The organism is Streptomyces sp. NPDC046203 (assembly GCF_040646255.1).
GTDB lineage: Bacteria > Actinomycetota > Actinomycetes > Streptomycetales > Streptomycetaceae > Streptomyces.
Window position 1 is genome coordinate 19,595 of sequence record NZ_JBEYZX010000021.1, and the last position, 16,835, is coordinate 36,429.

Here is a 16,835-nt window from a genome sequence, read left to right on the forward strand (position 1 = left end):
CGCGGATCGTTCGCGTCTCGTCCGCGTTTCCTCCGGCCGGGAATCGCCGGCCGTCATCGATGCGGAAGGCGCGTCGGCCGCCCGGCCCGGGTCCGGGGCGGGGAGGTCATCGCGGTGTTCCGCCCGCGCGGGAGGGAACGGCGACGAGCATGACGAGCGTGGCCAGGGCGAAGAGGCAGGCGATGACGAGGAAGACCAGCGCGTAGCCCTCGGCCGTCCGCGCCGGGCTCGCGGCGCCGGTGTCCTGCCCGATACGGGCGGTGGCGACGGCGGAGAGCGCGGCCAGGCCCAGGGCGCCGCCCATGTGGCGGGTGGTGTTGCTGATGCCGGAGGCCGTGCCCATGTCCTCGGCGGGCACGCTGCTGGTGGTCAGGGAGGTCAGAGCGGTGGCGGCGTAGCCCAGGCCCAGGGACATCGTCACACCGGGCAGCAGGAGAGCGGCCACGTAGCCGCCGTCGGGGGTCATGGCCGTGTACTGCCACAGCGAGCCGGCCGCGGTGAGGGCCAGGCCCGCGGTGATGACCGTCTTGACGCCGGTGCGCTGGGCGAGACGGGCGGCGTGCTTCGAGGAGATCGCGAGCACCAGGGAGTGCGGCAGGACGGCCAGACCGGCCTGCAGCGGGGAGTAGTGCAGAAGGTTCTGGGCGTAGAGGTTCAGGAAGAACCACATCACCACCATCATCAGACCCACCGGCACGATGCCGGCCGTGGACGCGCGCAGGCCGCGGTCGGCGAACAGCCGCAGGGGCATCAGCGGGGCGGCGGCGCGGGCCTCCACCCGCACGAACAGCGCCAGCAGCACCACACCGGCGGCCAGCGGCAGCAGAGTGCCGGCGGCCTGCCAGCCCAGCGCCTCCGAGCGGCTGACGCCGTACGTGGTGGCGGCCAGCCCCGCGCACACCAGCACGGCGCCGGGCACGTCCAGCCTGGCCGTGCCCGCCGGGCGGGTCCGGGGGAGCCAGGCCAGGGACCCGATCAGTACGAGCACTCCGACGGGGACGTTGACGAGCAGGACCGAACGCCAGGAGAGGTACTGCACCAGTACCCCGCCCACCAGGCTGCCGGCGGCTCCACCGGCGGAGGCGACCGCACCCCAGGTGCCGATCGCCCGGGCGCGGGCGGCCGGCTCGGTGAAGGCGGTGCTCACCAGGGTCAGCGTGACCGGCGCGATCGCGGCCGAGCCCAGCCCCTGCGCGGCCCGCGCGGCGATGATCTCCCAGGGCTGCTGCGCCAGTCCGCCACCCAGACTCGCGAGCGTGAACAGCGCCGTGCCGGCGATGAAGATCGTCCGCTGCCCGAGCAGATCGCCCAGGCGCCCGAACAGCAGCATGAACCCCGAGAACGGGATCACGTAGGCGATGGTCACCCACTGCAGTGCCGCCGCGCTCATCCCCAGGTCCTCCCGCAGCGGCGGGAGGGCCACGTTCATCACCGAGACGTCGAGGATCACCAGGAACTGCCCCAGGCAGGCCAGGAAGAGCACCGCCCACCGGGGCCCCCGGCCTCGGCCGGGATCACGCACCAGGCGGTCTGAGGAGGGGGAGGGGACCAGGGTGTTCATCGGATACTGCCTTCGCGACGTCCAGGGGAAAGTGACCCGGCAACTATCGAGCCCGCCGTCCTTCCGCCCCCAGCCGTACCCTTGGTGCCAGGAAAGTCCCACGCTCCACCCGGGAGACGCGAGTGAAATCCCACACGCCGGACGCACTGGACGAGCGATTCCTGCATCTGCTCCAGCTCGATGCCCGTGCGCCCTTCGCCCGGATCGCCGAACAGCTCGGTGTCTCCGAGACCACCATCGCGCGCCGCTACCAGCGCCTGCGCGGACTCGGCCTGCGCGTCAGCGGCCAACCCGTACATTCCCGAGTAGGCCTGACCCGCTGGATCCTGCGGCTGCACACCGTCCCGCACGCCGCCGCCACGATCGCCGAAGCCCTCGCCCGCCGCTCCGACTCCAGCTGGATCACCATCGCCTCCGGTGGTACCGAGATCTGCTGCTCGATCAACACCCGCAGCCGCCGCGAACGTGACGTCCTGCTCCTGGAGAAGCTGCCCCGCACCCCCCAGGTGACCGCCATCAGCGCCCACTGCCTGCTGCACATGTTCACCGGCGCCTCCGACACCTGGCACGGCACCCGCTTCGGCACCAGCCCGCCGGCCGGGGATCCCGACACCCCCGCTCCCCCCGTCGCCCTGGACGCCACCGACCACGTCCTCCTCGGCCGGCTCGCCGTCGACGGCCGTACCCCCCTGGCCGAACTCGCCACCGCCACCGGACGCTCGCTCTCGACCGTCCAGCGCCGCCTGGACCGTCTCCGCGACACGGGCGCGATCGGCTTCGCCGTCGATTTCGACCACGAACTCCTCGGCTACCGCCTCGCCGCGCGGCTCTGGCTCCGGGTGAGCCCCGCCCACCTGCAGACCGTCGGCAAAGCCCTCGCCACACACCCGGAGATCCCGTTCGCCGCCGCCGCCACCGGCCCCTCCAACATCGTCGCCAGCGGTGTCTTCCGCGATCCCCACGATCTCTACCGCTATACGAACGAGAAGCTCGGCCCCCTGCCCATCGACGCCTTCGAGTCCGCCCCCATCCTCCGCGAGGTCAAGCGCGTCACCACGCCCTGAGCCGCCACGCCGGCGGCCCGGAGGGCGCACACGCGACAGGCCCATCTCTCTCCGACCGGATCGGTTCGGGAGAGACGGGCCTGTCGCGTGTGCGGGCGGTCGGGTGGTCGTGCGGTCGTGCGGTCGGGTGGTCAGACGGCCAGCGTCGAGGCGTAGGCGACGAAGGTGGTGAACTCCGCAGGTCCGAAGGCGAGGTTGGGGCCGGTCTTGTCCTTCGAGTCGCGGACGTACAGGGTGCCGGGCATGTCCGCGACCTCGACGCAGTCCTGCTCGCCGGCGCTGAACGAGGACTTGAACCAGGCGGGGCTGTCAGGGGTGGGGGCGGTCATGGGTGTTTCTCCTCCAGGCTCTTTTTGATGGTCTCGCGCGACGCGTCGGGCGATTGCGCGGTGGCGACGATCTGATCGAAGGCTTCCTCGAAGACCGCCACATCGGTGGTTCCCTCCACGAAGGTGCCGCCGCGCATCTCCAGATGGGCTCTCTCCCCCGATTCGCTCGGGGGAGAGGAGTCTGTCGTGGGGGTGGTCAGACGGTCAGCGTCGAGGCGTAGGCGACGAAGGCGGTGAACTCCGCCGGTCCGAAGGCGAGGTTGGGGCCGGTCTTGTCCTTCGAGTCGCGGACGTACAGGGTGCCGGGCATGTCCGCGACCTCGACGCAGTCGCCTTCGCCACCGCTGAACGAGGACTTGAACCAGGCGGGGCTGTCAGGGGCGGGGGCGGTCATGAGTGTTTCTCCTCCAGGATCTTCTTGATGGTCTCGCGCGACGCGTCGGGCGACAGCGCGGTGGCGACGATCTGATCGAAGGCTTCCTCGAAGACCGCCACGTCGGTGGTTCCCTCCACGAAGGTGCCGCCGCGAAGGTTCTCCAGATGAACGACGGTGGGCCAGGGCGAGGGGAAGTTGACGATGCTGAACATCCCGACCATGCCCGGGTGCCCATGGCAGTCGAGCGGCATCACCTGGACCGTGATGCCCTTGCAGTGGGAGACATCCAGCAGGTAGCTGAGCTGGTCGCGCATGGCGTCAGGGTCGGGGAAGCGCTGATGCAGCGCCGCCTCGCCGATCACCGCCCACAGGCGCAGCGGGTTCGGTGAGCGTTCGAGTACGGACTGCCGGGCCAGCCGGAGACGGGAGAGCGCGTCCTTGTCCTCGTCGGTCCGGGTGATCGCGGCGGCGTTGATGACCTGGCGGGCGTAACCGCCGCGCTGGAGCAGTCCGGGGACCAGGGTCGGGGAGAAGAAGCGCACGCCTTCCGCGTCGTTTTCCACGCTCAGAAGGTCCTGGGTCGAGTCGGCGACGTCACCGAACCCGGCCCACCAGCCTCTCTTGCCCGCGTCACGGGCGAGGGCGACCATCGCCTCGATGAACGCGGGGTCGGTGACGCCGTAATGGCCGAGGAGGTCGTGGACTTCCTTGACGGAGATATGGCGTCGGGCGTTCTCGACCTTCGACAGGGTGGGCTTGTCCCAGCCCATGAGTGTCGAGGCGGCGTCGACACCGAGGCCGGCCTGGACACGCTTCGCCGCCAACTGCTCGCCGAGCCTGCGGCGTCGCAGGGTGGGCCTGGCTCTCTGGTTCGGCATGACTCCTCATTCTCCCTTGCCGGGTGACGTCATGTCACCCATGGGTGGTCGCCTTCCCCGCTGGGGTTCGCGCCTTCCGCGCTGGGGTCGCATGGTGCTTGCGAGGGGTTCAACTCGTCGATGGTGGACAGGAATTCGAGTAGGTGCGCCAGTTGCTCACCCCTCGGATTCGGGAGCACTCTAGCTCTCGCGAAGGAGTGGCGGTTCGTCGCGACACGGGTGTGTAGGACGCTCCGTCACCAAGATCGGGCGTACCCCCATGCCGCCCGATCCGGGCGGTCACCGGGCCTTGGCCGGTGACCGCCGCTCCCCCCACGTCTCAGCTGTACACGCAGAGGAACGGCGATGACCGCGCCCCTTCCGATCACCACCATGACCCCCCATCCCGATGCGACTTCGGCTTGTGAGCACGAGCACGAGCACGAGCATGCCCCCGCTCCCGCCGCCCGCTGGAGCATCCAGGCCGTCACGGGGGCGACTGTGAATCACATCTCACCGGCCTCGATGGGGCCGCCCGGCTACCTCGCCCGGTATAAGGCCCGGCCGACGGCCCCCGGCGAGGCCCGGCGCGACGCCGTCCGCGCCCTCGAAGCGTGGGGGCTGGGGCAACTGGTCGAAACGGCCCGGCTTCTGGTCTCCGAGCTGGTCACGAACGCCGTGGTCCACACGGACTCACGGCGAATCGGCGTGGCGGTCACCCGGACCACCGAGACCACCGTCCGCATCGTGGTGCTGGACGTCGGCCGGACGAGAGTGCCCGCGTCCCGGCCGCCGGGCGACGACGAGGAGTCCGGCCGAGGCTTCTGCCTCGTCGCCGCCCTGGCCGACCGGTGGGGCATCGAGTACGTCACCACCGGCAAACGCGTCTGGTGTGAGCTGGACGCCGGAGGGCCGGACGCCGGAGGGCTGGGCGCCGGGGCGATGGCGAAGCCGTGACCGCTCCCCGCCGCGAGCTGGACGAGCCCGCCGGGCCCGCCACCCCTGATCTGTACGACCAGTGGGCTGCCGCCCGGCTCGAAGCGCTTCAGGAGGGGCTGGTCGACCTGGTGGGCGCGCTCCTCGTCGCTGAGAGTGGCGAGGATCCGGGGCTGGGGTCGGCGTTGGGGCCGGGACGCGATTCCGTGCCGCGCTGAGTCCCTGACCGAGCCCCGGCGGCACTCGTAGCGGAGTGAGGGGCGCGGTCCGCGTGGCTCGCTCATCCGGCGGCCGTACGTGTCAGGGGTGCCGGCCGACCGGCCCGGCACCCCTGGTCGTTCGCGGCTCATGACTTACGCGGCCGGACGGAGCCTCTAGACGCCGCCCCCACCTGAGGCCCGGAGCCTCCTCGGCCGCAGCAGCGCCACCGCCGCCGCCGTCAGCACGATGAAGACGAGCGTGACCGTCGCCATCGCGGTGGGTGCCTCGTGCAGACCGGGGCCCGCGACGGTGAAGAAGACCATGCCGAGCACGGTCACCCCGAGTGAACTCGCCGCCTGCTGAACGGTGCTGAGAGCACCCGACGCGGCACCGGCCTCCCGGGGGCTCACCCGGGACAGGGCCGAACCGATCAGGGTGGGCAGCAGGAGCCCGTTGCCGAGACCGCCGAGGGCGAGGGCGGGAGCCAGCCCGGTGGTGGTGACCTGCCCGTCCGTGAGGGTCAACTGCGCGGCGAGCAGGCCCAGTCCGAGAACGATCAGCGCCCCGCCGATGCCCGGCACCACGGTGCCGTGGCGGGCCGTGAGCCGTCCGCTGAGCAGCGAGCCGACACTGAAGAGCAGTGCCTGCGGGAGGAAGGCGAGGGCCGCCGTGAGGGGGCGCGCGCCGAGTCCGGCCTGGAGGAGCAGCGCGAGCGTGAACATGTAGGCGCCGAAATAGAGTTGGAAGAGTCCGACGGCGCCGACGAGCCGCACATAGGCGCGGTTGCGGAACAGGCCGGGATCCAGGACGGGTTCACCGCCGCGCGCCCGCAGGATCCGCTGCCAGCGCAGGGTGAGCCACCCGGCAGGTACGGACAGCGCCAGGCAGGCCCAGGTCCACCCGGGCCATCCCGTCTCCCGGCCGAGGGAGAGCGGCGCGAGCACGAGGGCCAGCGTCACGGTGACGCCGAGGGCGCCGAGCGGGTCGAACCGGTGCTGTCCGCCGGTGAGCCGGGGCAGCGCGACGCCCGCGAGCACGCAGGCGACGGCGCCCACGGGGACGTTCACCAGGAAGATGACCCGCCAGCCGAGCCCCAGGACGTCCGCCTCCAGCAGGACGCCGCCGAGCAGTTGGCCGGCGATCGAGCCCAGTCCGGCGGCAGCGCCGTGCCAGGCGGTCGCCCGGCCCCGGTGGGAGGCGGGGAAGCGGGCCGTGATCAGGGAGAGCACCTGCGGCACCATCACGGCGGCCGCGAGCCCCTGCGCGAGGCGGCCCGCGACGAGTTGGGCCGGGGACTGGGCGAGACCGCAGAGCAGGGAGGCGATCGCGAAGGACGCCATGCCGGTCGTGAACATCCGCCGGTAGCCGTACCGGTCGCCGAGCCGGCCGCCGGTCACCAGGCCCGCCGCGTACGCGAACGCGTAGCCGGAGACGACGAGTTCGAGTGCGGCATCACTCGCGCGCAGGTCCGAACGGAGCGTCTCGGTGGCGACGTTGACGACGAAGAGGTCGAAGCTCCCCATGAAGGTGGCGATCAGGGCGACCGCGAGCATGCGCCAGTCGCGAGGGGTGGGATGGGCCGCCGTGGGCGGGATCGTCTCTAACCGGGTGTCCGTCACGGGATCATCGATATCAGGGACACGAAATATCCCTCAACGAGTCTCCCTCCACCAGGCTGGTGAGCAGGGAGGGCGGTCCGCCCGGGACCGCCCGGGCCCGGCCCCGGATCAGTCGGTCACGAGGGCGCCCCAGCGGTCGCGGTAGCGGGCCAGCTGGCTCTCGTACCCCTGTTCGAACTCGGCGATCTCCTCCTTCGTCGGGTTCTTGGCGTACATCCGCTCCGGTGCGATCAGCTCGGCGATGTCGGCGTAGACCTGCGCTGCGGCCTTGGCATGATCGCCGCCCTTCTCCCGCGCGAGCAGAACGTGCTCGCTCGTGTCGCGCAGCAGCCGGACCACCGTGACCCGCGGCTTGTCGATCGTCTCCCGGCGCCGCGCGGGCTCCGCGAGCCGGGAGGTTCCCCCGGCCAGCCCCTCCAGCACCCGGAAGGCGGCATGCAGCCGCCCCCACCCGTACGGCTTCCCGTCCTCGACCCGCGCCATCGGCTTCCTCTCCCGTCCCAGCGTGTTTCCACCGCGCCGTACGACCGCCGGCCGGCGACCGCACCGGGGTCCTACCCACGCCGGGTCAACCCTCCCGGCCCCGATCGGGTCTCTTCGGCCGGACGGGGGTGATCGGAAGCGAGAGGGGCACCGTGGGCGTGAGCGGTGCGAGCGGTGTAAGCGGTGTGAGCGATGTGGCCGGCCTGGCGGAGACGGCCGGTGCGGGCGCCGGGGGGCGCCGGGGGCGACCCAGCCGCGTGGGGCGGCGCGGAAGGCCCCGGTAGCCCCAGCGCTCCGGCCGACGACGTGAGCAACCTCAAGGTCATCGCCCGGGGCATCGGGGACTTCCTGACGGAGACGGTGGGCGAGACCCTCGCCGATCTGATCCTCCAGGGACTCGCCTGCGCACTGCTCGCCGCCCTGGCGGCGCTCACCTACCTCGGCTGGTCCTTCAGTCCGCATCTCACCCTCGCGGGTGCCGGAGCGCTCGGGGCCTTCCTCGCGTACGGCGCCGTGTCCGCCTTCCGTACCCCTGCGAAGTCCCGCCGCTACCGGTGGTTCGCCGCGGCCGGCGCCATCGCGTTCACCGCGGTCGCCGGCGTGGCGGTCTTCCTGCTGCTCTACGGCACCGGCTGTGGCTGTCTGTGACCCTGCCCGGGTGCGAGGCCCCGGCCGCCCCCTGGCCCCGCCCCGCCCCTCCCGCCCCAGCCCCCGCCCCGGACCTAGGACCTCCGACCGGTCTTCCCGCGTAATTATTCAGATGGGATGAAAAGCCAACCCGGCCGTGTTGGGCCTTGCGGTAGACCAGCAAGGATGGGAGGCGCCGCGTGGCCGTCGTGGGGCAGGAACGGACACAGGAGCGGGCGGGGGACCGTCCGCGGCAACAGGGCTGGGCGCGCAGGCTGTGGGGGTACGCCTGGCGCTACAAGACCGACGTGGTGCTCGCGCTCGGGTCGTCGCTGGCCGGCATGGCCGTGCTCGCGCTCGTCCCGCTCATCACCAAGGTGATCATCGACGACGTCATCGGCGCCAAGACCGGCTCCCTCACGATGTGGACCGGCCTGCTCATAGCCGCCGCCGTCGTCGTCTACGTCCTCACCTACATACGCCGCTACTACGGCGGACGCCTCGCCCTCGACGTCCAGCACGACCTGCGGACCGAGATGTACGGGACGATCGTCCGGCTCGACGGACGGCGCCAGGACGAGCTGTCGACCGGCCAGGTCGTCGGGCGCGCCACCAGCGACCTCCAGCTGATTCAGAGCCTGCTCTTCATGCTCCCGATGACCATCGGGAACATCCTGCTCTTCCTCATCTCGCTCGGCGTGATGGCCGCGCTCTCGCTCCCGCTCACCCTCATCGCGCTCGCCGTGGCGCCCGCGCTGTGGTGGATCGCCCGCCGCAGCCGTTCCCGGCTGCACCCCGCCACCTGGTACGCGCAGGCGCAGGCGGCCTCCGTCGCGACCGTCGTGGACGGCGCCGTCACCGGCGTCCGGGTCGTGAAGGGCTTCGGCCAGGAGGAGCAGGAGACCGGCAAGATCCGCGAGGCCGGCCGGAAGCTGTTCGCGGGCCGGCTGCGGACGATCCGGCTGAACGCCCGCTACACCCCCGCCCTCCAGGCGGTGCCCGCCCTCGGCCAGGTCGGCGTGCTCGCGCTCGGCGGCTGGCTCGCGTACCGGGGCCAGATCACCCTCGGCACCTTCGTCGCCTTCTCCTCCTACCTGGCCTCCCTCGTCGGCCCGGTCCGCATGCTCGCCATGGTCCTCACCGTCGGCCAGCAGGCCCGGGCCGGCGTCGAGCGGGTCCTGGAGCTGATCGACACCGAGCCGACCATGACCGACGGCACCACGGAGCTGCCGGCGGACGCCCCCGCGACCGTCGAGTTCGACGACGTCTCCTTCGCGTACGGCAAGCCGGGCGAGCCCGGGACGGAAGAAGCCGAAGAGGAGGCCAGCGGGACCGGCGGCGGAAAGGCCGTCCTCGACCGCTTCTCCCTGGAGATACGCCCCGGCGAGACCGTCGCCGTCGTCGGCGCCTCCGGATCCGGCAAGTCCACCGTCTCCCTCCTCCTGCCCCGCTTCTACGACGTGACCCGCGGCACCGTCCGCGTCGGCGGCCACGACGTCCGCGACCTCACCCTCGACTCGCTGCGCGCCGCCGTCGGCATGGTCCCCGAGGACAGCTTCCTGTTCTCCGACACGGTCGCCGCGAACATCGCGTACGGCGTGCCCGGCGCCACCCGCGAACAGATCGAGACGGCCGCCCGCGCCGCGCAGGCGGACCGTTTCATCGCCGAGCTGCCCGAGGGATACGACACCAAGGTCGGCGAGCACGGGCTCACCCTCTCCGGCGGCCAGCGCCAGCGCGTCGCGCTCGCCCGCGCCATCCTCACCGACCCCCGGCTGCTGGTCCTCGACGACGCCACGTCCGCCGTCGACGCCCGCGTCGAGCACGAGATCCACGAGGCCCTGACCTCGGTGATGGCGGGCCGTACGACCCTGCTCATCGCCCACCGCCGCTCCACCCTCAACCTCGCCGACCGCATCGCCGTCCTCGACGGCGGCCGGCTCGCCGACATCGGCACCCACGAGGAGCTTCAGGAGCGTTCCGCGCTCTACCGCCGACTGCTCACCGACCCCGACGAACTCGGCGGCGTCTCGCCCGGCCACATCCTGCCCCCGGCCGTGGACGACTCCGAGGACACGGGCGCGGGCACGCCCGAGGACCGCGCGCTGCGCGCCGAACTGGACGCCGAGTTCGACGCCGAGCGCGGCATCACGCCCACCCTGTGGGTACGCGACGAGACCGCCGAGCGCGAGGCGAGCACGCCCGGCGCCACCCCGGAACTCCTCGCCGCCGTCGCCGCCCTGCCGCCCGCCGACGACACCCCGGACGTCGACGAGACCCGGGCCGTGGCCCCCGAGAAGTCGTACGGACTGCGCCGTCTGCTGCACGGCTTCGGCCGTCCGCTGCTGTTCAGCCTCGCCCTGGTCGCCGTCGACGCGGGCGCCGGTCTGCTGCTGCCGATCCTGATCCGGCACGGCATCGACCAGGGTGTCGACAAGATGGCGATCGGCGCCGTCTGGGCCGCCTCGCTGCTCGCGCTGCTCACGGTGCTCGTGCAGTGGGTGGTGCAGACGACGGAGACCCGGGTCACCGGCCGTACCGGCGAGCGGATCCTCTACACCCTGCGGCTGAAGATCTTCGCCCAGCTCCAGCGGCTCGGTCTCGACTACTACGAGCGCGAGCTGACCGGGCGGATCATGACCCGGATGACCACGGACGTCGACGCCCTGTCGACCTTCCTCCAGACCGGCCTGGTCACGGCCTTCGTCTCCGTCGTCACCTTCTTCGGCATCATGGTCGCGCTGCTGGTCCTCGACCTCCAGCTCGCCCTGGTCGTCTTCGCGACCCTGCCGGTGCTCGCCGTCGCCACGTACTTCTTCCGCCGCGCCAGCGTGAAGGCGTACGAGCTGGCCCGTGAGCGGATCAGTTCCGTCAACGCCGATCTCCAGGAGTCGGTCGCGGGGCTGCGGATCGTGCAGGCGTTCCGGCGCGAGCGGACGGGTGCGGAGCGGTTCACGGCGCGCAGCGTCGAGTACCGGGCGGCCCGGGTGCGCGGCCAGTGGCTGATCTCGGTCTACTTCCCGTTCGTCACCCTGCTGTCGGCGGTGGCCTCCGCCGCCGTGCTCATCGTCGGCGCGCACCGCATCGAGGCGGGCACGCTGACCACCGGCGCGCTGGTCGCGTACCTGCTCTACATCGACCTGTTCTTCGCGCCGGTGCAGCAGCTCTCCCAGGTCTTCGACGGCTACCAGCAGGCCACCGTCTCCCTCAAGCGGATCCAGGAACTCCTCCAGGAGCCCACCTCCACCGCCGCCGTCGGCACCCCGCGCCCGGTGCGGGCGCTGCGCGGCGACCTCGCCTTCGAGGACGTGTCGTTCGCGTACGGGGGCGGCGGCGCGGCCGACGAAGCGGCCGAGACCGGTACCGGTACCGGTGCCGAGACCGGCACCAAGACCGCCGGGGCCGCGCTCACCAAGGTCGACCTGCGGATACCCGCCGGCCAGACCGTCGCCTTCGTCGGCGAGACCGGCGCGGGCAAGTCGACGCTGGTCAAGCTGGTCGCCCGGTTCTACGACCCGACCTCGGGCCGGGTCACCGCCGACGGCACCGACCTGCGCGAGCTCGACATGACCCAGTACCGCCACCGGCTCGGCGTGGTGCCGCAGGAGTCGTACCTCTTCCCCGGGACGGTGCGCGACGCCATCGCGTACGGGCGGCCCGAGGCGAGCGACGCCGAGGTGGAGGCGGCGGCCCGCGCGGTCGGCGCCCACGACATGATCGCCGGGCTCGACGGCGGCTACCTCCACGAGGTCGCCGAGCGCGGCCGCAACCTCTCGGCGGGCCAGCGCCAGCTGATCGCCCTGGCCCGCGCCGAGCTGGTCGACCCCGATGTCCTGCTTCTCGACGAGGCGACGGCCGCGCTCGACCTGGCCACCGAGGCGCAGGTCAACGCGGCGACGGACCGGCTCGCCGGGCGTCGTACGGCGGACGGCGAGACCCCCGGCACGGGGCCCCGCACCACTCTGATCGTCGCCCACCGGCTCACCACGGCCGCCCGCGCCGACCGGGTGGTCGTCATGGACCACGGCCGGGTCGCCGAGGACGGCACCCACGACGAGCTGCTGGCTCTGGACGGCCGGTACGCGACGCTGTGGCGCACCTTCATCGGCGAGGACGCCGACGCCGACGCCGACGCCGACGCCGACACCGAATCCGACGCCGAGGACGCCGCTGGCGCCGAGGGCCGGCGCGGCGAAGGCCACGGCAAGGACCGGGCGATGGCCTCCGAGACCGGCTGAGGCCGCCCTGGGGGCCAGGTCACGAGGAGGGCGGTGCGTACGGGCGGTGCGTACGGGCGGTGTGTACGGGCGGTGTGTACGGAGCGTACGCACCGCCCTCCTCGTACCCCCGGCGTGAGCACGGAGGGCAACTAATTCGCCTTCCTGTGCGTCATCTGTGTGTACGAGACGGGGAGGTATGCGGGGGTGCGGAGGGAAACGGGCGTGCGCGGGCGCGCGGGGGGCGTACGGCGAGCCGGGCGCCGCGCCGCCGCGTATCCACTCGCCCTGCTGCTCGCCATCGGCACCCTCGTCCTCGGCGACCCGGGGGCCGGGAGCGCGAAGGCCGCCTCCGGCTGCCAGGGCCGGCCCACCCAGGTGATCGGCTTCGCCACCGGGGAACTGCGGCTGTACCGCACCCGCTCGTACGTCTGCGCCCTCGCCGTCGCCAAGCGGTCCGGCGCGCCCCGGCCCATGTCGGTGTCGCTCCAGGCGCGCGGCGGGCGGGCCGTCGTCGACAAGGGCCGCTTCGCCCGCCAGGCCGGACCGGTCACCGTCCACGCCCTCAACCGCTGTGTACGCGCCTCCGCCACGCTCGACGGCCGCTCCAAGGCCACGGGCTGGATCCTCTGCTGACGTCCCCTGTCGACACCAATTCCTGCCGACACCCTTCCCGCTGACACCATTCCTGCCGATACGACCGCGCATGCCACCGCCGACGCCACCGCCCACGCCACCGCCGGTGCCGTCACGAGCCGGGGCCGGATCCTCTGCTGATACAGAGGTAAGTGGCCGTCGGGTCTGGCGGTGCGGACACCGTCCCCGCTAGGTTCACGTCACCGTTGTGAACCCAGGGGAGGGTGAATGCGCAAGTCGCTGAGATGGCTCGTGTCGCTTTCGGTGGTCATAGGCACCGTCGGCCCGACGGCCACGGTGGCCACCGCCGCCGACACACAGGCGGCCGATGCCGGGCGGACCGCGACCGCGGACGCGGCCGTCAGCGCCGACATCAAGGACCGCCTGCTGGCGATCCCGGGGATGAGCCTCATCGAGGAGAAGCCGTACGCGGGTTACCGCTACTTCGTCCTCAACTACGAGCAGCCGATCGACCACAAGCGCCCGTGGGCGGGCACCTTCCAGCAGCGGATCTCGGTCCTCCACAAGGACACCGACCGCCCCACCGTCTTCCGCACCAGCGGCTACGGGCTGAGCACCACGCCGAGCCGCACCGAGCCGACGCGGATCATCGACGGCAACCAGATCTCCATGGAGTACCGCTTCTTCTCGCCGTCCCGCCCCGAGCCGGCGGACTGGTCGAAGCTGGACATCTGGCAGGCCGCCAGCGACCAGCACCGCATCTTCACGGCGCTGAAGTCGATCTACGGGAAGAAGTGGCTGTCCACCGGCGCCTCCAAGGGCGGCATGACGGCCACCTACTACGAGCGCTTCTACCCGCAGGACATGGACGGCGTCGTCGCGTACGTGGCGCCCAACGACGTGGTCAACAACGAGGATTCGGCGTACGACCGGTTCTTCGAGACCGTCGGTACCAAGGACTGCCGCGACCGGCTGAACAACATGCAGCGCGAGGCGCTGCTGCGCCGTAAGCCGCTGGAGAAGAAGTACGCGGCCTGGGCGGCTTCCGAGGGCGCCACCTTCAACACGCTCGGCTCGCTCGACAAGGCGTACGAGGCCGTCGTCCTCGACTTCGTGTGGGGCTTCTGGCAGTACTACGGCCAGGACGTCTGCGACCAGATCCCGGTCGCCGCCACCGCGAGCGACGACGAGGTCTACGACACGATCGACGCCTACTCGGGCTGGTCCGCGTACACCGACCAGGACCTGGAGGCCTACACCCCGTACTACTACCAGGCGGCCACCGAGCTGGGCTCGCCCAGCATCAAGCAGCCGCACCTGGCCGGGCTGAGCCGCTACGGCTACCAGCCCGCGAGCTCCTTCGTGCCGAAGGAGATCCCGATGAAGTTCAAGCCGCAGGTCATGCGGGACGTCGACAACTGGGTGCGGAAGAACGCGAACCAGATGCTGTTCGTCTACGGCGGCAACGACCCGTGGGGCTCCGAGAAGTTCCACCTCGACAAGAGCGCGCGCGACAGCTACGTGTACGTCGCGCCGGGCATGAACCACGGCGCCAACATCGACGGTCTCGTGTCCGCCGAGAAGGCCAACGCGACCGCCCGGGTGCTCGCCTGGGCCGGTGTCGACGCGCCCGCCGTCGCCGCCGCCAAGCCGCTCGCCCGCTACGACGCCCGACTCGACCAGCCGGTCGACGAGGACGCCACCCGGGAGCACGGCCTGCGTCCGTGACCTCGGCGCGGGGCATGAAGAGCGCCGGAACCGCGCGAAGTTGAAGAGATGAGAGACGAGCCGGCCCTCCGTCCCCGGCGGACGGAGGGCCGGCTCGCGTGGGTGCGGGCGCGGCGCGTGGGGCGTCCGCTTCCCGGTCGGCGCGGCTACGCGTACGACAGGCCGTAGCCCACCGGGTAGAGCGTCTTCGCCGGGTCGGCCGCGCTCTGCACGGGTACGGGCAGCCGACCGCGCGGATCGACCCGGCCCGCCAACACCCGTACCACCGCCTGGAGTTCGACATCCGTCCAGGAGTAGGTGGCGAGCGTGGCGCGCTGGCCCCGGGTGTGGGCCACGTCGTACGGGTTGCGGATGGCGATCGTCACGACCGGCACCCCGGTCGCCACCAGGCGGTCCACCAGGGTGCGCTGGGGGCTGGTGGCCGACAGGTTGTACGTGCCGACGAGGACCAGGTCCTGCCCGGCGGCGGCCGCCACCGCCTGGTCGATCTGCGCGGCCGTCGGCGTGGTGCCGGTGGACAACGCCCTGGCGGAGAAGCCGAGTTCGCTCAGCGCACCGGTCAGGGTCGCGGTCGGCGGTCCGGTGGTGCCGGACGGCGAGGCCGGGTCGGCGCCGACGACGAGGACCTTGGGGTGGCTGCGCCGGTTGACCGGCAGGAAACCGCCCTCGTTGACCAGCAGGGTCGTGGTCCGCTCGGCGATCCGGTCGGCGTGCGCGAGATGCGCGGCCGTGCCCACGGTCCGGTCGACGCCCGCGTGGGTGACGTACGGGTCCTTGAACAGGCCGAGCTTGGTCTTGAGCCGCAGGATCCGCAGGATCGATTCGTCAAGACGGGCCTCGGTCAGCTCGCCGTTCTTCACGGCGGCGAGCACCGCGTTCCAGGAGACCGACAGGTCCGGCGGGTTGAGGAGTTGGTCCACGCCCGCCTTGAGCGCGAGCACCGCGACCCGCGCGTCGCCGTACTTCGTCCGTACCCCTTCCATCCCGAGCGAGTCGGTGACGACCACGCCGTCGTAGCCGAGCTGCTCGCGGAGGATCCCGGTGAGGATCGGGCGGGAGAGGGTCGCCGGATCCTCGCTCGGGTCGAGCGCGGGCACGACGATGTGCGCGGTCATGATCGAGTCGATGCCGGCGGCGACGGCGGCACGGAACGGCGGCGCGTCCAGCGCGCCCCACTGCTCACGGGTGTGGGTGATGGTCGGCAGCCCGTAGTGGCTGTCGGTGGCGGTGTCCCCGTGGCCCGGGAAGTGCTTCGCGGTCGACGCGACCCCGCCCTGCTGGTAGCCCTTGACCTGCGCGGACACCATCGCGGCCACGGAATCGGGATCGGCGCCGAAGGAACGTACGCCGATGACCGGGTTGGCCGGGTTGACGTTGACGTCGGCGTCCGGGGCGTAGTTCTGCCGGATGCCGACGGCGGCCAGTTCGGCGCCCGCGATCTGGGCGGCCTTGCGGGCGTCGGCGTGCGAGCCGCCCGCGCCGAGCGCCATCGCGCCGGGCATCAGGGTGGCGGGCTTGCCCACCCGGCAGACGATGCCGTGCTCCTGGTCGGTCGCGATCAGCAGCGGCAGCGGGGTGGACTGGGCGAGTCCGGCCCGCTGGATGCCGTTGGACAGCTCGGCGATCTGGTGCGGGTCGCGGGTGTTGTGCGCCCACGCGAAGTAGATGATGCCGCCGACGTGGTAGCGCGCGACGAGTTCGGCGGCGGTGCGGACGCCGAGTTCCTGGAGGTTGGAGTCGATGTCGGCCTGGTCGGGGGCGGTGGCCGAATGGCCGTAGACCCGCATGACGAAGAGCTGGCCGACCTTCTCCTCCAGCGACATGCGGGAGATCAGGGCGCGGAGCGTCCGGTCGTGGGCGGCGGAGGTGGTTCCGGCGGCTCCGGCCGGGGTGCCGGCCGTGGTCGCGGTGGGGGTGCCGGCCTGGGCGATCGGGGCGGCCACACCGGTGACGGCGGCGGCCGCGGCGGCGGCGGACACCGTGAGGAGAGTACGTCTGGAGGGGGATGGGGCGCGGTGCTGCACTCGTGCTCCTTCCATGAAAGAAACTTCCAAGGTGCACGGATAGCCGGAAAGTAACTGCCAGGTCAAGGATCCGCACAAGAATGATCCGGATCGGCGGAAGAAAGATCCTTCCGGCGGTGAGCGGCATGGCGGTGGTGCGGGAGGGGCGGGAGGAGCGGCTGAGGTACGTGTGGGTGGCGCGCCGCGCGTACGTACGACCGCCGAACCGACCGACCC

15 protein-coding genes are annotated in these 16,835 nt (G+C 71.9%); 7 read left to right on the forward strand and 8 right to left on the reverse strand.

Annotation, left to right across the window (positions count from 1 at the left end; translation table 11 throughout):
- Positions 1-106 precede the first annotated feature (106 nt).
- Complete coding sequence (locus tag ABZ990_RS17390) at positions 107-1,561, reverse strand: MFS transporter (protein ID WP_361231714.1); 1,455 nt, start codon at positions 1,559-1,561, stop codon at positions 107-109.
- Positions 1,562-1,683: 122 nt separating this feature from the next.
- Between ABZ990_RS17390 and ABZ990_RS17395 the strand changes: the two genes are divergently transcribed.
- Positions 1,684-2,625: an AsnC family transcriptional regulator gene (locus ABZ990_RS17395; RefSeq protein WP_361231716.1), complete on the forward strand. Its 942-nt coding sequence runs from the start codon at positions 1,684-1,686 to the stop codon at positions 2,623-2,625.
- Positions 2,626-2,756: 131 nt separating this feature from the next.
- On the opposite strand, the gene ABZ990_RS17400 is transcribed toward ABZ990_RS17395, so the two are convergent.
- Genes ABZ990_RS17400 through ABZ990_RS17415 form a run of 4 tightly spaced genes read right to left on the reverse strand, consistent with a single transcriptional unit; the run spans position 2,757 to position 4,208 of the window.
- Positions 2,757-2,954, reverse strand: coding sequence for a DUF397 domain-containing protein (locus tag ABZ990_RS17400; RefSeq protein WP_361231718.1), 198 nt, complete (start codon positions 2,952-2,954; stop codon positions 2,757-2,759).
- A complete protein-coding gene (locus tag ABZ990_RS17405; RefSeq protein WP_361231719.1) occupies positions 2,951-3,091 on the reverse strand; it encodes a Scr1 family TA system antitoxin-like transcriptional regulator in 141 nt (46 codons plus the stop codon). Before ABZ990_RS17405 ends, ABZ990_RS17400 begins: the two co-directional genes overlap by 4 nt.
- 59 nt (positions 3,092-3,150) lie before the next feature.
- Complete coding sequence (locus ABZ990_RS17410; protein ID WP_361231721.1) at positions 3,151-3,348, reverse strand: DUF397 domain-containing protein; 198 nt, start codon at positions 3,346-3,348, stop codon at positions 3,151-3,153.
- Positions 3,345-4,208, reverse strand: a complete 864-nt coding sequence (locus tag ABZ990_RS17415; protein WP_361231723.1) for a helix-turn-helix transcriptional regulator — start codon at positions 4,206-4,208, stop codon at positions 3,345-3,347. Before ABZ990_RS17415 ends, ABZ990_RS17410 begins: the two co-directional genes overlap by 4 nt.
- A gap of 345 nt (positions 4,209-4,553) precedes the next feature.
- On the opposite strand from ABZ990_RS17415, the gene ABZ990_RS17420 reads away from it, so the two are divergent.
- Positions 4,554-5,144, forward strand: a complete 591-nt coding sequence (locus ABZ990_RS17420) for an ATP-binding protein (protein WP_361231725.1) — start codon at positions 4,554-4,556, stop codon at positions 5,142-5,144.
- Positions 5,141-5,341 carry a hypothetical protein gene (locus ABZ990_RS17425; RefSeq protein WP_361231727.1) on the forward strand — a complete coding sequence of 67 codons (201 nt, stop codon included), beginning with the start codon at positions 5,141-5,143 and terminating at the stop codon, positions 5,339-5,341. Before ABZ990_RS17420 ends, ABZ990_RS17425 begins: the two co-directional genes overlap by 4 nt.
- Before the next feature lie 156 nt (positions 5,342-5,497).
- On the opposite strand, the gene ABZ990_RS17430 is transcribed toward ABZ990_RS17425, so the two are convergent.
- Positions 5,498-6,877: an MFS transporter gene (locus ABZ990_RS17430; protein ID WP_361231729.1), complete on the reverse strand. Its 1,380-nt coding sequence runs from the start codon at positions 6,875-6,877 to the stop codon at positions 5,498-5,500.
- Positions 6,878-7,051: 174 nt separating this feature from the next.
- Positions 7,052-7,426 (reverse strand): hypothetical protein, encoded by a 375-nt coding sequence (locus ABZ990_RS17435; protein WP_361231731.1) that lies wholly within the window; start codon positions 7,424-7,426, stop codon positions 7,052-7,054.
- A 306-nt stretch (positions 7,427-7,732) separates the two neighbouring features.
- Between ABZ990_RS17435 and ABZ990_RS17440 the strand changes: the two genes are divergently transcribed.
- From ABZ990_RS17440 to ABZ990_RS17455, 4 genes are all read left to right on the forward strand, one after another.
- Entirely contained in the window at positions 7,733-8,074 is a 342-nt protein-coding gene (locus tag ABZ990_RS17440) for a lysine transporter LysE (RefSeq protein WP_361231733.1), read from the forward strand.
- Between the two features lie 179 nt (positions 8,075-8,253).
- Positions 8,254-12,291 (forward strand): ABC transporter ATP-binding protein, encoded by a 4,038-nt coding sequence (locus ABZ990_RS17445; RefSeq protein WP_361231734.1) that lies wholly within the window; start codon positions 8,254-8,256, stop codon positions 12,289-12,291.
- A 204-nt stretch (positions 12,292-12,495) separates the two neighbouring features.
- Positions 12,496-12,906 (forward strand): hypothetical protein, encoded by a 411-nt coding sequence (locus ABZ990_RS17450; protein WP_361231736.1) that lies wholly within the window; start codon positions 12,496-12,498, stop codon positions 12,904-12,906.
- Between the two features lie 228 nt (positions 12,907-13,134).
- Positions 13,135-14,595 carry an aminopeptidase gene (locus ABZ990_RS17455; protein ID WP_361231738.1) on the forward strand — a complete coding sequence of 487 codons (1,461 nt, stop codon included), beginning with the start codon at positions 13,135-13,137 and terminating at the stop codon, positions 14,593-14,595.
- Positions 14,596-14,741: 146 nt separating this feature from the next.
- Here the strand turns inward: ABZ990_RS17455 and ABZ990_RS17460 are convergent, their stop codons facing one another.
- Entirely contained in the window at positions 14,742-16,634 is a 1,893-nt protein-coding gene (locus tag ABZ990_RS17460) for a glycoside hydrolase family 3 protein (protein ID WP_361231740.1), read from the reverse strand.
- Between the last annotated feature and the right edge of the window lie 201 nt (positions 16,635-16,835).

Bases quoted from the DNA above. Each gene is read 5' to 3' on its own strand.
- ABZ990_RS17390 (WP_361231714.1), bottom strand. From the start codon at position 1,561: ATGAACACCCTGGTCCCCTCCCCCTCCTCAGACCGCCTGGTGCGTGAT.
- ABZ990_RS17400 (WP_361231718.1), bottom strand. From the start codon at position 2,954: ATGACCGCCCCCACCCCTGACAGCCCCGCCTGGTTCAAGTCCTCGTTC.
- ABZ990_RS17405 (WP_361231719.1), bottom strand. From the start codon at position 3,091: ATGCGCGGCGGCACCTTCGTGGAGGGAACCACCGATGTGGCGGTCTTC.
- ABZ990_RS17410 (WP_361231721.1), bottom strand. From the start codon at position 3,348: ATGACCGCCCCCGCCCCTGACAGCCCCGCCTGGTTCAAGTCCTCGTTC.
- ABZ990_RS17415 (WP_361231723.1), bottom strand. From the start codon at position 4,208: ATGCCGAACCAGAGAGCCAGGCCCACCCTGCGACGCCGCAGGCTCGGC.
- ABZ990_RS17420 (WP_361231725.1), top strand. From the start codon at position 4,554: ATGACCGCGCCCCTTCCGATCACCACCATGACCCCCCATCCCGATGCG.
- ABZ990_RS17430 (WP_361231729.1), bottom strand. From the start codon at position 6,877: ATGCTCGCGGTCGCCCTGATCGCCACCTTCATGGGGAGCTTCGACCTC.
- ABZ990_RS17435 (WP_361231731.1), bottom strand. From the start codon at position 7,426: ATGGCGCGGGTCGAGGACGGGAAGCCGTACGGGTGGGGGCGGCTGCAT.
- ABZ990_RS17455 (WP_361231738.1), top strand. From the start codon at position 13,135: ATGCGCAAGTCGCTGAGATGGCTCGTGTCGCTTTCGGTGGTCATAGGC.
- ABZ990_RS17460 (WP_361231740.1), bottom strand. From the start codon at position 16,634: ATGGAAGGAGCACGAGTGCAGCACCGCGCCCCATCCCCCTCCAGACGT.